At 59.6% G+C, this 13967-nt stretch carries 18 protein-coding genes; 9 read left to right on the forward strand and 9 right to left on the reverse strand.

Annotated elements, in window-relative coordinates:
- Positions 1–7: 7 nt before the first annotated feature.
- From rapZ to C9422_RS13370, 9 genes are all read right to left on the reverse strand, one after another.
- A complete protein-coding gene (rapZ, locus tag C9422_RS13330) occupies positions 8–865 on the reverse strand; it encodes an RNase adapter RapZ (RefSeq protein WP_116580966.1) in 858 nt (285 codons plus the stop codon).
- 2 nt (positions 866–867) lie between these two features.
- Entirely contained in the window at positions 868–1332 is a 465-nt protein-coding gene (gene ptsN / locus C9422_RS13335; protein ID WP_116580967.1) for a PTS IIA-like nitrogen regulatory protein PtsN, read from the reverse strand.
- A gap of 12 nt (positions 1333–1344) precedes the next feature.
- Positions 1345–1653 carry a ribosome hibernation-promoting factor, HPF/YfiA family gene (hpf, locus tag C9422_RS13340; RefSeq protein ID WP_007941242.1) on the reverse strand — a complete coding sequence of 103 codons (309 nt, stop codon included), beginning with the start codon at positions 1651–1653 and terminating at the stop codon, positions 1345–1347.
- A 74-nt stretch (positions 1654–1727) separates the two neighbouring features.
- Entirely contained in the window at positions 1728–3221 is a 1494-nt protein-coding gene (locus C9422_RS13345; RefSeq protein WP_033047360.1) for an RNA polymerase factor sigma-54, read from the reverse strand.
- A 245-nt stretch (positions 3222–3466) separates the two neighbouring features.
- Entirely contained in the window at positions 3467–4192 is a 726-nt protein-coding gene (gene lptB / locus C9422_RS13350; RefSeq protein WP_007970262.1) for an LPS export ABC transporter ATP-binding protein, read from the reverse strand.
- Complete coding sequence (gene lptA / locus C9422_RS13355; protein WP_104450946.1) at positions 4192–4740, reverse strand: lipopolysaccharide transport periplasmic protein LptA; 549 nt, start codon at positions 4738–4740, stop codon at positions 4192–4194. Before lptA ends, lptB begins: the two co-directional genes overlap by 1 nt.
- Positions 4727–5299: an LPS export ABC transporter periplasmic protein LptC gene (gene lptC / locus C9422_RS13360; RefSeq protein ID WP_104450947.1), complete on the reverse strand. Its 573-nt coding sequence runs from the start codon at positions 5297–5299 to the stop codon at positions 4727–4729. The genes lptA and lptC overlap by 14 nt, the downstream gene beginning before the upstream one ends.
- A 7-nt stretch (positions 5300–5306) precedes the next feature.
- Complete coding sequence (locus C9422_RS13365) at positions 5307–5831, reverse strand: HAD family hydrolase (RefSeq protein WP_116580968.1); 525 nt, start codon at positions 5829–5831, stop codon at positions 5307–5309.
- Entirely contained in the window at positions 5831–6805 is a 975-nt protein-coding gene (locus tag C9422_RS13370; RefSeq protein ID WP_116580969.1) for a KpsF/GutQ family sugar-phosphate isomerase, read from the reverse strand. The genes C9422_RS13365 and C9422_RS13370 overlap by 1 nt, the downstream gene beginning before the upstream one ends.
- 276 nt (positions 6806–7081) lie before the next feature.
- On the opposite strand from C9422_RS13370, the gene C9422_RS13375 reads away from it, so the two are divergent.
- The 9 genes from C9422_RS13375 (at position 7082) to hisD (ending at position 13966) form a co-directional block, all read left to right on the forward strand.
- A complete protein-coding gene (locus C9422_RS13375) occupies positions 7082–7891 on the forward strand; it encodes an ATP-binding cassette domain-containing protein (RefSeq protein WP_116580970.1) in 810 nt (269 codons plus the stop codon).
- On the forward strand, positions 7891–8688 hold the full coding sequence (gene mlaE / locus C9422_RS13380; protein ID WP_095965888.1) for a lipid asymmetry maintenance ABC transporter permease subunit MlaE: 798 nt from the start codon (positions 7891–7893) through the stop codon (positions 8686–8688). The genes C9422_RS13375 and mlaE overlap by 1 nt, the downstream gene beginning before the upstream one ends.
- Positions 8688–9155 (forward strand): outer membrane lipid asymmetry maintenance protein MlaD, encoded by a 468-nt coding sequence (mlaD, locus tag C9422_RS13385; RefSeq protein ID WP_007970271.1) that lies wholly within the window; start codon positions 8688–8690, stop codon positions 9153–9155. The genes mlaE and mlaD overlap by 1 nt, the downstream gene beginning before the upstream one ends.
- A gap of 11 nt (positions 9156–9166) precedes the next feature.
- Positions 9167–9808, forward strand: a complete 642-nt coding sequence (locus tag C9422_RS13390) for a phospholipid-binding protein MlaC (RefSeq protein ID WP_116580971.1) — start codon at positions 9167–9169, stop codon at positions 9806–9808.
- Positions 9805–10110, forward strand: a complete 306-nt coding sequence (locus tag C9422_RS13395) for a lipid asymmetry maintenance protein MlaB (RefSeq protein ID WP_007970274.1) — start codon at positions 9805–9807, stop codon at positions 10108–10110. The genes C9422_RS13390 and C9422_RS13395 overlap by 4 nt, the downstream gene beginning before the upstream one ends.
- A gap of 114 nt (positions 10111–10224) precedes the next feature.
- Positions 10225–10464: a BolA family protein gene (locus C9422_RS13400; protein WP_015093504.1), complete on the forward strand. Its 240-nt coding sequence runs from the start codon at positions 10225–10227 to the stop codon at positions 10462–10464.
- 22 nt (positions 10465–10486) lie between these two features.
- Positions 10487–11752 (forward strand): UDP-N-acetylglucosamine 1-carboxyvinyltransferase, encoded by a 1266-nt coding sequence (gene murA, locus C9422_RS13405; protein ID WP_007970276.1) that lies wholly within the window; start codon positions 10487–10489, stop codon positions 11750–11752.
- A 127-nt stretch (positions 11753–11879) separates the two neighbouring features.
- Positions 11880–12515, forward strand: coding sequence for an ATP phosphoribosyltransferase (gene hisG, locus C9422_RS13410; RefSeq protein ID WP_007970278.1), 636 nt, complete (start codon positions 11880–11882; stop codon positions 12513–12515).
- A 125-nt stretch (positions 12516–12640) separates the two neighbouring features.
- On the forward strand, positions 12641–13966 hold the full coding sequence (hisD, locus tag C9422_RS13415) for a histidinol dehydrogenase (protein WP_104450951.1): 1326 nt from the start codon (positions 12641–12643) through the stop codon (positions 13964–13966).
- The last annotated feature ends 1 nt before the right edge of the window (position 13967 follow it).

Below are 13967 nucleotides of genomic sequence, written 5' to 3' on the forward strand. Positions count from 1 at the left end.
GAATCCTTTAGCTGAGGTCGCGGTGGCGAACCTGGACGTTCTTCAGGGTTTTTTGCAGCAGCTGCCCCAGACGCTCGGTCAGGTAGACGGAGCGGTGATGTCCGCCCGTGCAGCCAATGGCAATGGTGACGTAGGCGCGGTTGCTGGCGGCAAAACGAGGCAGCCACTTTAGCAGGTATGTGGAAATGTCCTGGAACATCTCTTCCACATCCGGCTGTGCCGCCAGGTAATCGGCAACCGGTTGATCGAGCCCGGACTGCTCGCGCAATTCCGGTTTCCAGTAAGGGTTGGGCAAGCAGCGCACATCGAACACCAGGTCGGCGTCCACCGGCATGCCACGCTTGAATCCGAAGGATTCCACCAGGAACGCAGTACCGGGTTCTGGCTGGTTCAACAGGCGCAGCTTGATGGTGTCGCGCAGCTGATAGAGGTTCAGGCTGGTGGTGTTGATCTTGAGATCGGCGAGGTCGGCAATCGGCCCGAGCAGGACGCTTTCGACGTTGATGGCTTCGGCCAGCGAGCGGTTGGCGTTGCTCAGGGGGTGACGCCGGCGGGTTTCCGAGAAGCGCTTGAGCAAGGTTTCTTCGTCGGCATCCAGGTAGAGGACATCGCACTGGATGTGGCGGCTGCGGACTTCTTCGAGCAGGTCGGGGAAGCGTGACAGGTGGCTGGGCAGGTTGCGGGCGTCAATGGAGACGGCCACCAGCGGCTGCATCAGCTCGGTATGAATCAACGCTCGTTCGGCCAGTTCCGGCAGCAGGCCGGCAGGCAGATTGTCGATGCAGTAGTAGCCGTTGTCCTCAAGGACATTGAGGGCGGTGCTTTTACCCGAGCCGGAACGGCCACTGACGATGATCAAACGCATGATTACTGACCGTTTTGCTCGTCCAGGACAACCTGATACAGGGCTTCGTTGCTTGCGGCATTACGCAGTTTTTCGCGAACGTCCTTGCGGTCGAGCATGCTGGCGATCTGTCGCAGCAGCTCAAGGTGCGCATCGGTAGCGGCTTGCGGGACCAGCAGAACGAACAGCAGGTCAACCGGCGCGCCGTCGATGGCGTCGAAATCGATAGGGGCGTCCAGGTGCATCAATGCACTGATGGGCGATACACACCCCTTGAGACGGCAGTGTGGAATAGCGATCCCGTTGCCAAAACCGGTGGAGCCGAGTTTTTCACGGGCAATCAGCGCCTCGAAGACATCTTGCATCTCCAGGGCCGGCACTTCGCGGGCGATCAGATTGGCAATTTGTTCGAGGGCTTTCTTTTTACTGCCGCCCGGCACGTTCACGAGTGAACGGCCGGGGGTCAGGATACTTTCAAGTCGGATCATGGGTTGGGAGTGTTAACGACCGGTTGCGCCCTGAAGGAGGCTCTGGGTCTTTTCCTTATGCTTTTTGAGTTGTTTATCCAGCTTGTCGGTGAGTGCATCGATCGCAGCGTACATATCGGTATGTTCCGCATTGGCGACCACTTCATTCCCGGGAATATGCAGCGTGGCTTCGATTTTCTGCTTCAGCTTCTCGACGGTCATCGTGACCTGCACGTTAGTGATCTTGTCGAAATGTCGCTCCAATCGTTCGAGTTTTTCGCCGATGTAGGTGCGAAGAGGTTCGGTCACTTCCAGTTGGTGTCCACTGATGTTGACTTGCATACAGCTTCTCCTTCGTTGCCAGTGCATAAAGCGGTAGATCAGATGATCTACCACTGGAACGCTGTGGCGTGGCTCTACATCAACCGCTTGCGTTCGCTCGAAGGCGCGATCCCGAGGGATTCGCGGTACTTGGCGACGGTGCGGCGAGCCACCTGAATGCCTTGTGCCTCCAGTAAACCAGCGATCTTGCTGTCACTCAACGGCTTTTTCTGATTTTCCGCGGCAACCAGTTTTTTGATGATCGCCCGGATCGCCGTGGACGAGCATTCGCCGCCTTCGGAGGTGCTTACGTGACTGGAGAAAAAGTATTTCAGCTCATAGATGCCCCGGGGGGTGTGCATGAACTTCTGGGTAGTCACCCGTGAAATCGTCGACTCATGCATGCCGACCGCTTCGGCGATGTCATGCAGGACCAGCGGCTTCATGGCTTCGTCGCCATATTCGAGGAACCCGCGCTGATGCTCCACGATCTGGGTGGCAACCTTCATCAGGGTTTCATTGCGGCTCTGCAGGCTCTTGATGAACCAGCGGGCCTCCTGCAACTGATTGCGCATGAACGTGTTGTCGGCGCTGGTATCGGCGCGGCGCACAAAACCGGCGTACTGGGCGTTGACCCGCAGTCGTGGCACCGACTCCTGATTCAGCTCCACCAGCCAGCGCTCGTTGTCCTTGCGGACGATAACGTCAGGAACGACGTACTCGGCTTCGGTGGACTCGATCTGCGAGCCCGGGCGCGGGTTGAGGCTCTGGACCAGCTCTATGACCTGGCGCAGCTCATCTTCCTTGAGCTTCATGCGGCGCATCAACTGGCTGTAGTCGCGGCTGCCAAGCAGGTCGATGTAATCGGTGACAAGGCGCTTGGCTTCGGTCAGCCAAGGGGTCTTGGCGGGCAGCTGGCGCAATTGCAGCAACAGGCATTCGCCCAGGTTGCGTGCGCCGATACCCGCAGGCTCGAACTGCTGGATGCGGTGCAGGACGGCTTCGATTTCGTCCAGTTCGATGTCCAGTTCCGGGTCGAAGGCTTCGAGGATTTCCTCGAGGGTTTCGTCCAGATAGCCCTGATTGTTGATGCAGTCGATCAGGGTCACGGCGATCAGGCGATCGGTGTCGGACATCGGGGCCAGGTTCAGTTGCCACAGCAAGTGGCTTTGCAGGCTTTCACCGGCCGAGGTGCGGGTGGTGAAGTCCCACTCGTCATCGTCATTGCTGGGCAGGCTGCTGGCGCTGGTCTGGTAAACGTCTTCCCACGCAGTGTCGACGGGGAGTTCATTGGGGATGCGCTCGTTCCAGTCACCCTCTTCGAGGTTGTCAACCGTCGGGGCGCTTTCCTGATAGGAGGGTTCCTGGATGTCGGTGTTGGGTTTTTGTTCGGCGTTGTCGGCCAAGGGGTCGGAATTGTCGAAGTCGTCGCCTTCTTCCTGGCGTTCGAGCATCGGATTGGACTCCAGGGCCTCCTGGATTTCCTGTTGCAGGTCCAGGGTCGACAATTGGAGCAGGCGGATGGCCTGTTGCAGCTGAGGTGTCATCGTCAGCTGCTGGCCCATTCTCAAGACTAGCGATGGTTTCATGGCAGGGGCTTAACACCTTATTCGCCGGCGCACATGCGCCATCCACTACAGGGCGCCGGGGCGCCAAACATAAGCAAATTATATGCCTGAAACTGAAGGATTTGCCTAGAGCGCTGTAACAATAAAAAACTATAAATTTGTGTTGCGGTGCTGCCCTTGTTGGGGGCTGAACATCCTGCTTTGCATGAAGAGCCGATGAATCGCGAGACCGGTGCCCGGGCGACCGCCTGGGCACAGCTCAGCGTTTACAGGCGGAACTCATGGCCCAGGTACACTTCCTTCACCAGATCATTGGCCAGGATGGTCTCTGCGTCACCTTCGGCAATCAGTTGGCCGTCATTGACGATATAGGCGGTTTCACAGATATCCAGGGTCTCACGAACGTTGTGGTCCGTGATCAGCACGCCAATGCCTTTGGCCTTGAGGTGGTAGATGATCTGCTTGATGTCGCCGACCGAAATCGGGTCCACGCCGGCGAACGGTTCATCGAGGAGGATGAATTTCGGGTTGGTGGCCAGGGCGCGGGCGATTTCCACGCGGCGGCGCTCACCACCGGACAGGCTCATGCCGAGGTTGTCGCGGATGTGGCTGATGTGGAATTCCTGCAGCAGGCTTTCCAGTTCCTTGCGGCGACCGGCCTTGTCGAGCTCCTTGCGGGTCTCGAGGATGGCCATGATGTTGTCGGCCACCGACAATTTGCGGAAGATCGATGCTTCTTGCGGCAAATAGCCGATACCGGCTTTTGCGCGGCCGTGCATCGGCTGGTGGCTGACGTCCAGGTCATCGATCAGCACGCGGCCCTGGTCGGCTTGCACCAGGCCCACGATCATGTAGAAGCAGGTGGTCTTGCCTGCGCCGTTCGGGCCAAGCAGGCCGACGATCTGACCGCTGTCGATGGACAGGCTGACATCGCGCACGACCTGGCGGCTCTTGTAGCTCTTGGCCAGATGCTGAGCTTTCAGAGTTGCCATTACTGGGCCTTTTTCTCGTCGGTTTTCTTCTTCGGCTGGATCACCATGTCGATGCGCGGACGCGACTCGGTCACCTTGCTGCCGGTGGCGCGCCCGGCGCTGGCCAGCTTCTTCTCGGTGTCGTAGACGATTTTCTCGCCTTGGGTGACGTTGTTGTCCTTGTCGACAACCTTGGCCTTGTCGATCAACACGACGCGATTTTGTGTGGCGTGATACTGGATGGTCACGCCCCAACCCTGAACAGGCTTGGTATCGCCAGCAGTCTGCAATTGCTCGAAGTACGCCAGGTTGCCCACCGAGGTCACTACGTCAATGTCGCCAGTCGGGGTGCGGGTGATGGTAACGGTGTTGCCTGTCACCTTCATCGAGCCTTGGGTGATGATCACGTCACCCTTGTAGGTAGCAATACCTTGCTTGTCGTCCAGTTGGGCATCGTCGGCCTGAATGCGGATAGGCTGCTGTTGGTCTTCCGGCAGAGCCCAGGCGCTCACGCTTCCCAGTGCTGCGCCCAGACTGAGCAAAATCGGGAGGGTTTTAACGAGCCTCATACTGTCCTCTTACGTTCGATAGCAGGTGTATCCTGCTTTCTTTCAAATACGCTTTCATTCCCTTGCCAGTCGATACACCGCCAGCGCCGTCGATTCTAACGTCTTGCTCGGTCTGCGCATATTGCTGCTGCGGGAACACGGTCATGCGGGTGCTGGTGATCAGGGTCTTGCGGTTTTTCTCGTCGAAGCGCGTGATGCGCACATCATCGATCAGCTCGACCTGCGTGCCGTCAGGGTTGACCTCGCCGCGCAGGCTCTGGACGTGCCACGGGAATTCGGTGCCGCGGAACACGTTCAGGTCGGGGTTGGTCAGCAGTGTCACCTCGGTCGCCTTCAGGTGCTCGACCTTGTCGGACACCAGATCATATTGCAGCTTGCCGTCCGGCAGGTACTGCACGCTGTGGGCGTTGATGGCGTAATAGTCGATCGCGCTTTCATCGACCGGCGTTACCGGCTTGTCGAGGAAGCGTTCCGGGCTGATGTTCCAGTAGCCAACCGCGGCGAATATCGCCGCGATGCAACTGTACAGCAGGGTGTTGCGAAACTTTTTGCTCAGCATATCGGGCTCACAGGTACGCCGCATTGGCCGCATCGAGGCGGTCCTGGGCGCGCAGGATCAATTCGCAGAACTCGCGAGCGGCACCTTCGCCGCCACGGGCGAGGGTGATGCCGTGAGCATGTTCGCGCACGAAACTGGCGGCATTGGCCACCGCCATGCCCAGGCCGACGCGGCGAATCACCGGCAGGTCCGGCAGGTCGTCGCCGAGGTAGGCCACCTGTTCATAGCTCAAATTCAGTTGAGCCAGCAGTTCGTCGAGTACCACCAGTTTGTCTTCGCGGCCCTGATACAGGTGCGGGATGCCGAGGTTTTTGGCTCGGCGCTCGACCACCGGGGTCTTGCGGCCACTGATGATCGCAGTCTGCACGCCAGCGGCCATCAGCATCTTGATGCCCTGGCCGTCGAGCGTGTTGAACGTCTTGAATTCGCTGCCGTCTTCGAGGAAGTACAGGCGTCCATCGGTCAGCACGCCGTCGACATCGAACACCGCCAGTTTGATCTGTTTGCCGCGTTGCAGCAGGTCCACACTCATTACATTACTCCTGCGCGCAGCAAATCGTGCATGTTCAAGGCGCCGACCGGGCGGTCTTCGCTGTCGACCACGACCAGCGCGTTGATTTTATGGTCTTCCATGATTTTCAGCGCTTCGGCGGCCAGCATTTCGGCGCGGGCGGTCTTGCCATGGGCCGTCATGACCTGGTCGATGACAGCGCTGTGGATGTCGATGCTGCGGTCCAGTGTGCGGCGCAAATCACCGTCGGTGAAGATTCCGGCCAGCTTGCCGTCGGCCTCGAGGACGACGGTCATGCCCAGGCCCTTGCGGGTCATTTCCATCAAGGCGTCCTTGAGCAGGGTGCCGCGCTGGACCTGCGGCAGTTCCTGGCCGGCGTGCATGACATTTTCCACTTTCAGCAGCAGGCGTCGGCCCAGGGCGCCGCCGGGGTGGGAAAAGGCGAAGTCTTCGGCGGTAAAGCCACGGGCTTCCAGCAGCGCGACCGCCAGGGCGTCGCCCATGACCAGTGCGGCGGTGGTCGACGAGGTGGGTGCCAGGTTCAGCGGGCAGGCTTCGTGTTCGACGTGAACATTCAGGTTGACCTCGGCGGCCTTGGCCAGCGGCGAATCAGGGTTGCCGGTCATGCTGATCAACTGTATGCCCAGGCGCTTGATCAGTGGCAGCAGGGTAACGATTTCATTGGTGGAGCCGGAATTCGAGAGCGCCAGAATGATGTCGTCGCGGGTAATCATGCCCATGTCACCATGGCTGGCTTCCGCCGGGTGCACAAAAAATGCCGTGGTGCCGGTGCTGGCCAGGGTCGCGGCGATCTTGTTGCCGATGTGCCCCGACTTGCCCATGCCGACCACGACCACGCGGCCTTTGCTGGCCAGAATCATCTCGCAAGCGCGTACGAAATCTGCGTCGATTTGCGGTAGCAGGCCTTGCACGGCTTCTACTTCGAGGCGGATGGTGCGTTGTGCTGATTGAATCAGGTCGCTGGATTGGCTCATGTCAGAAATCGTATAGCCTGATGAAAAGGCGGCGATTATAGCGGTTATGATCGAATCCCTCACGCAAGTTCGTCGTGCATTGTCATTCCTTGTTACCTGAAACCCTCTAGACGGGGCTTTGAACCACTCCTGCCGTTGCACATGACTCGGCTTTGGCCTTGGGCGTGCAGCCTTTGCAGTGATATAGTTCGCCGCCAGTTCGGCCTGCCCGGGAGGTATGTGCTTTCGTCAGAAAGCCAGGCGTCCGAGTGAGAGGCTGCATCGCAAGGAGTTTAGATGAGTGCCGATAACGCCTACGCGGTCGAGCTGAAGGGACTGTCCTTCAAGCGCGGTGCGCGCAGCATTTTCAATAATGTCGATATCCGTATCCCGCGTGGCAAGGTCACCGGCATCATGGGGCCTTCCGGGTGCGGCAAGACTACGCTTCTGCGCCTGATGGGCGCCCAGCTGCGCCCCACCAAGGGCGAAGTCTGGGTCAACGGCCAGAACCTGCCGAAGCTGTCGCGCAGCGACCTTTTCGATGCGCGCAAGCATATGGGCGTGCTGTTTCAGAGCGGCGCGCTGTTTACCGACCTCGATGTCTTCGAGAATGTCGCGTTTCCGTTGCGGGTTCATACGCAACTGCCGGAAGAAATGATCCGTGACATCGTCCTGCTCAAATTGCAGGCCGTCGGTTTGCGCGGAGCCATCGACCTGATGCCCGACGAGCTGTCCGGCGGCATGAAGCGTCGTGTTGCGCTGGCCCGGGCGATTGCGCTCGACCCACAGATTCTCATGTACGACGAACCCTTTGTCGGCCAGGACCCCATTGCCATGGGCGTTCTGGTGCGCCTGATTCGCTTGCTCAACGATGCGCTGGGCATCACCAGCATCGTGGTTTCCCACGACCTGGCCGAGACCGCGAGCATTGCCGATTACATTTATGTGGTGGGCGATGGCCAGGTCTTGGGGCAGGGGACCCCGGACGAATTGATGAACTCGGATGAACCGCGCATTCGTCAGTTCATGACCGGTGACCCCGATGGGCCGGTTCCGTACCACTTTCCAGCGACGGATTACCGCGCAGATATTCTGGGGAAGCGCTGATGCGCAGAATTTCATTGATAGAGCGCGTTCGCCGCTTCGGCCAGGCCGGCATCGATGTGCTGGCGGTGTTCGGGCGTTCGGCCTTGTTCCTGTTTCATGCCTTGCTTGGTCGCGGTGGTATCGGTGGCGGCTTCGGGCTGCTGGTCAAGCAGCTGCATTCGGTGGGCGTGATGTCCCTGGTGATCATCGTGGTCTCCGGGGTGTTCATCGGCATGGTGCTGGCGCTGCAGGGCTTCAACATCCTTTCCAGCTATGGTTCGGAGCAGGCTGTCGGGCAGATGGTTGCGCTGACGCTGCTGCGAGAACTGGGGCCGGTGGTGACCGCCTTGCTGTTCGCCGGGCGCGCAGGTTCGGCGTTGACCGCGGAAATCGGCAACATGAAGTCCACCGAGCAGTTGTCCAGCCTGGAAATGATCGGGGTTGATCCGCTCAAGTACATCATCGCGCCACGCTTGTGGGCCGGCTTCATTTCCCTGCCGGTGCTGGCGATGATTTTCAGCGTGGTGGGCATCTGGGGCGGCTCGTGGGTCGCTGTCGACTGGCTGGGGGTCTATGAAGGTTCCTACTGGTCGAACATGCAGAACAGCGTGACGTTCACTGAGGATGTGCTCAACGGGATCATCAAAAGCATCGTCTTTGCCTTTGTCGTGACCTGGATCGCCGTATTCCAAGGCTATGACTGCGAACCCACTTCCGAGGGGATCAGTCGTGCCACTACCAAGACCGTTGTCTATGCCTCGTTGGCAGTGCTCGGCCTGGACTTTATTCTGACCGCCTTGATGTTTGGAGATTTCTGATGCAAAACCGCACCCTGGAAATCGGTGTCGGCCTTTTCTTGCTGGCTGGCATCCTGGCTTTGCTCTTGTTGGCGTTGCGGGTCAGTGGGCTGTCCCCGACTCCGAGCACCGACACCTATAAACTTTACGCCTACTTCGACAATATCGCCGGTTTGACTGTCAGAGCAAAGGTGACCATGGCCGGTGTGACCATCGGCAAGGTCACGGCCATCGATCTGGATCGCGACAGCTTTACCGGTCGGGTGACCATGCAGCTGGAAAAACGCATCGATAATCTGCCGGCGGACTCCACTGCATCTATCCTGACTGCTGGGTTGTTGGGTGAGAAGTACATCGGTATCAGCGTGGGCGGGGAAGACACCCTGCTCAAGGATGGTGGAACCATCCATGACACGCAGTCATCGCTGGTGCTCGAGGACCTGATCGGTAAATTCCTGCTCAATACCGTTAGCAAAGAAGCTAAATGAGGAACTGTTAAATGATCTCTACCTTGCGACGTGGCCTGTTGGTAATGCTCGCGGTGTTTCCGTTGGTGTCCCACGCCGTAGCGGCGCCTTCGGCGCACGATCTGGTGCAGGACACAACCAACCGTATGCTCGCGGACCTGGCGGCAAACAAAGAGAAGTACAAGCAGGATCCGCAAGACTTTTATACGGCGCTGAACACCATCGTCGGGCCGGTCGTGGATGCCGAGGGTATTTCCAAGAGCATCATGACGGTCAAGTACTCGCGCAAAGCTACGCCTGAGCAGATGAAGACCTTCGAAGAAAACTTCAAGAAGGGCCTGTTCCAGTTCTATGGCAATGCCTTGCTGGAGTACAACAACCAGGGCATCACCGTTGAACCGGCCAAGGACGAGTCGGGCGACCGTACCAGCGTTGGCATGACTGTCAAAGGCAGCAGCGGCGCGATCTATCCAGTGTCCTACACACTGGAAAAGATCAACGGCGAGTGGAAACTGCGTAATGTCATCATCAATGGCATCAATATCGGCAAGCTGTTCCGCGATCAGTTCGCCGATGCGATGCAGCGCAATGGCAACGACCTGGACAAGACCATCAATGGTTGGGCCGGGGAAGTCGCCAAGGCCAAGGAATCCACCGAGAAACAGACCCAATGAGTGAGTCGGCAGTCCAGATGGACGAAGCGGGTGAGCTGCGACTCAGTGGCGTGCTGGATTACCGCACCGGCCCTGGCCTGCGTGAGCAGGGCAAGGCGCTGATCAAGGCCAGCAAGGCTGCGGCGCTGGTGGTCGATTGTTCGGCGGTGACCAAGTCCAGCAGTGTCGGTTTGTCATTGCTGCTGTGCTTCATCCGCGATGCTCAGGCAGCCGGCAAGGCGTTGAGCATCCGTGGAATGCCGGAAGACATGCGTGAAATCGCTCAGGTCAGCGAGCTGACCGAGCTGTTGGCGCATCCCTAACCCGCATCTATAAAGAAGCCCCCCGTCAGAGTCCTGCTTCGCGGGGTTCGCAGGCGCGGGGCTTTTTTGTATGATGTCCGACCCGCGCGCACAGGGCGCCGATTGAGGTTGAGCATGCAGGCCGTAGAAGTGAAGAGCTTCCTTGAAGGAAAGCTGCCCGGAACGTTGGTAGAAGTCGAGGGCGAAGGCTGCAATTTCCAGCTGAATGTGATTAGCGATGAACTGGCGGCGATGAGCCCGGTGAAGCGTCAGCAGCAGATCTATGCCCATTTGAACCCATGGATCACCGATGGCAGCATCCATGCGGTCACAATGAAATTTTTCAGCAGCGCGGCCTGGGCCGAGCGCACCTGAGCCCAAGGGCGTCGAGATTCTTATGGATAAATTGATTATTACTGGCGGTGCTCGTCTTGACGGCGAAATCCGCATCTCCGGGGCAAAGAACTCTGCCCTGCCGATCCTTGCTGCCACGCTGCTGTGCGATGGTCCGGTGACCGTTGCCAACCTGCCGCACCTGCACGACATCACCACTATGATCGAACTGTTCGGTCGCATGGGGATCGAGCCGGTGATCGACGAAAAACTCGCCGTCGAAATCGACCCGCGCACCATCAAGACCCTGGTCGCACCGTACGAACTGGTTAAAACCATGCGTGCGTCGATTCTGGTGCTGGGCCCGATGGTTGCCCGTTTCGGCGAAGCCGAAGTCGCGCTGCCTGGCGGTTGCGCCATCGGTTCGCGTCCGGTTGACCTGCACATCCGGGGCCTGGAAGCCATGGGCGCGGTCATCGACGTCGAAGGCGGCTACATCAAGGCCAAGGCGCCAGAGGGCGGCTTGCGCGGTGCGCACTTCTTCTTCGATACCGTCAGTGTGACCGGTACCGAAAACATCATGATGGCCGCTGCACTGGCCAAGGGTCGTAGTGTCCTGGCCAACGCCGCGCGCGAACCTGAAGTGGTCGACCTGGCGAACTTCCTCAACGCCATGGGCGCCAAGGTTTCCGGCGCCGGCACCGACACCATCACCATCGATGGCGTCGAGCGTCTGCACACCACCACTTACAAGGTGATGCCCGACCGTATCGAAACCGGCACCTATCTGGTGGCGGCGGCTGTGACTGGCGGTCGCGTTAAGGTCAAGGACACGGATCCGACCATCCTCGAAGCCGTTCTGGAAAAACTCCGTGAGTCCGGTGCCGAAATCACCTGCGGCGAAGACTGGATCGAGCTGAACATGCACGGCAAACGTCCGAAAGCCGTCAACGTGCGGACCGCTCCGTACCCGGCGTTCCCGACCGACATGCAAGCGCAGTTCATCTCCCTCAACGCTATTGCCGAAGGCACGGGCGCTGTGATCGAAACGATTTTCGAAAACCGCTTCATGCACGTCTACGAACTGCACCGCATGGGCGCCAAGATCCAGGTCGAGGGCAACACTGCCATCGTCACCGGCACCGAGAAGCTCAAGGGCGCGCCAGTGATGGCCACCGACCTGCGTGCTTCGGCCAGCCTGGTGATCTCGGCCCTGGTTGCCGAGGGCGACACCCTGATCGACCGCATCTACCACATAGACCGTGGCTACGAGTGCATCGAGGAAAAACTGCAGATGCTGGGCGCCAAGATCCGTCGCGTTCCGGGCTAGTACTGCTGCATGGGCACAGGGAGGTGCCCGTTGGATTGTTGTAGGTCGAGCCGGTTTCCGGCTCGACGCGTGTCCGGCGCCGATTGCGACCGGGCATAAGATTCCTGATTAAGGGCTGACGTTTCCCATGCTGACTATCGCACTGTCCAAGGGCCGCATCCTTGACGACACCTTGCCGCTTCTGGCTGAAGCGGGCATCGTGCCGACCGAGAATCCGGACAAGAGCCGCAAGCTGATCATCCCCACGACCCAGGACGATGTCCGTCTGCTGATCGTGCGTGCTACCGATGTGCCGACCTATGTCGAACATGGTGCTGCCGACCTCGGCGTCGCCGGTAAAGATGTGCTGATGGAATACGGCGGCCAGGGCCTGTACGAGCCGCTGGACCTGCAAATTGCCCAGTGCAAGCTGATGACCGCCGGTAAAGTCGGTGCAGTCGAGCCCAAGGGCCGTCTGCGCATCGCCACCAAGTTCGTCAATGTTGCCAAGCGTTACTACGCCGAACAGGGTCGTCAGGTCGACATCATCAAGCTTTACGGTTCGATGGAACTGGCGCCGCTGATCGGTCTGGCGGACAAGATCATCGACGTGGTCGACACCGGTAACACGCTGCGGGCCAACGGCCTGGAGCCACAGGATTTCATCGCGGCCATCAGCTCCCGCCTGATCGTCAACAAGGCTTCGATGAAAATGCAGCACGCCCGTATCCAGGCGTTGATCGACACCCTGCGCAAGGCAGTGGAGTCTCGACACCGCGGCTGATTCACCTGCGCGACCTTAAGTCGCGCCGTCTATCCGCCTCATAGCCAGAATTCTCAGGTGCCCAAGCGGATCGAATGTTAGCTTCGGGCGCCTGAGTTTTTTGCCATTCCTATGAGGCTCTCGCTATGACCGCACTGACTGCAATTCGCCGACTCAACGCTGCTGACCCGGATTTCGCGCATCATCTGGATCATCTGCTGAGCTGGGAAAGTGTGTCTGACGACTCGGTCAATCAGCGGGTGCTGGACATCATCAAGGCCGTGCGCGAGCGCGGTGACGCGGCGCTGGTGGACTTCACCCGTCAGTTCGACGGCCTGGACGTGAAGTCCATGGCCGACCTGATCCTGCCGCGCGAGCGTCTGGAGTTGGCACTGACCCGCATTTCCGTGGCCCAGCGCGAAGCACTGGAAGTCGCCGCAGCCCGCGTGCGCAGCTACCACGAGAAGCAGAAGCAGGACTCCTGGAGTTACACCGAGGCGGACGGCACCGTACTGGGCCAGAAAGTCACGCCGCTGGATCGTGCCGGTCTGTATGTGCCGGGCGGCAAGGCGTCGTACCCGTCGTCGGTGCTGATGAACGCGATTCCGGCCAAGGTGGCCGGCGTGACCGAAGTGGTCATGGTCGTACCGACCCCGCGTGGTGAAATCAACGAGCTGGTATTGGCTGCGGCCTGCATCGCCGGTGTCGACCGCGTGTTCACCATCGGCGGCGCCCAGGCCGTTGCTGCGCTGGCTTACGGTACCGAAAGCGTGCCGAAGGTCGACAAGGTCGTCGGCCCGGGCAACATCTATGTGGCTACCGCCAAGCGCCACGTATTTGGCCAGGTCGGCATCGACATGATCGCCGGCCCTTCGGAAATCCTCGTGGTGTGCGACGGCCAGACCGATCCGGACTGGATCGCCATGGACCTGTTCTCCCAGGCCGAGCACGACGAAGACGCCCAGGCCATTCTGGTCAGCCCCGATGCCGGGTTCCTCGACAAGGTCGCCGCCAGCATCGCCAAGTTGATGCCGACCATGGAGCGTGCCGCAATCATCGAAACCTCGATCAATGGCCGTGGTGCACTGATCAAGGTTCGCGACATGGAACAGGCCATCGAAGTGGCCAACCGCATCGCGCCGGAGCACCTCGAGTTGTCCGTTGCCGATCCGCAAGCCTGGCTGCCGCAGATCCGCCACGCCGGCGCGATCTTCATGGGCCGTCACACCTCCGAAGCCCTGGGCGACTACTGCGCAGGCCCGAACCACGTGTTGCCGACCTCCGGCACTGCACGGTTCTCTTCGCCGCTGGGCGTGTACGATTTCCAGAAACGCTCGTCGATCATCTTCTGTTCCGAGCAGGGCGCATCGGAACTGGGCAAGACCGCATCCGTGCTGGCCCGTGGCGAGTCGCTGACCGCGCACGCGCGTAGCGCCGAATATCGCATCGTTGACGACAAGCAGGGGAACTGAA

This window comes from Pseudomonas sp. B1(2018) (genome assembly GCF_003097365.1).
Lineage (GTDB): Bacteria > Pseudomonadota > Gammaproteobacteria > Pseudomonadales > Pseudomonadaceae > Aquipseudomonas > Aquipseudomonas laurylsulfatiphila.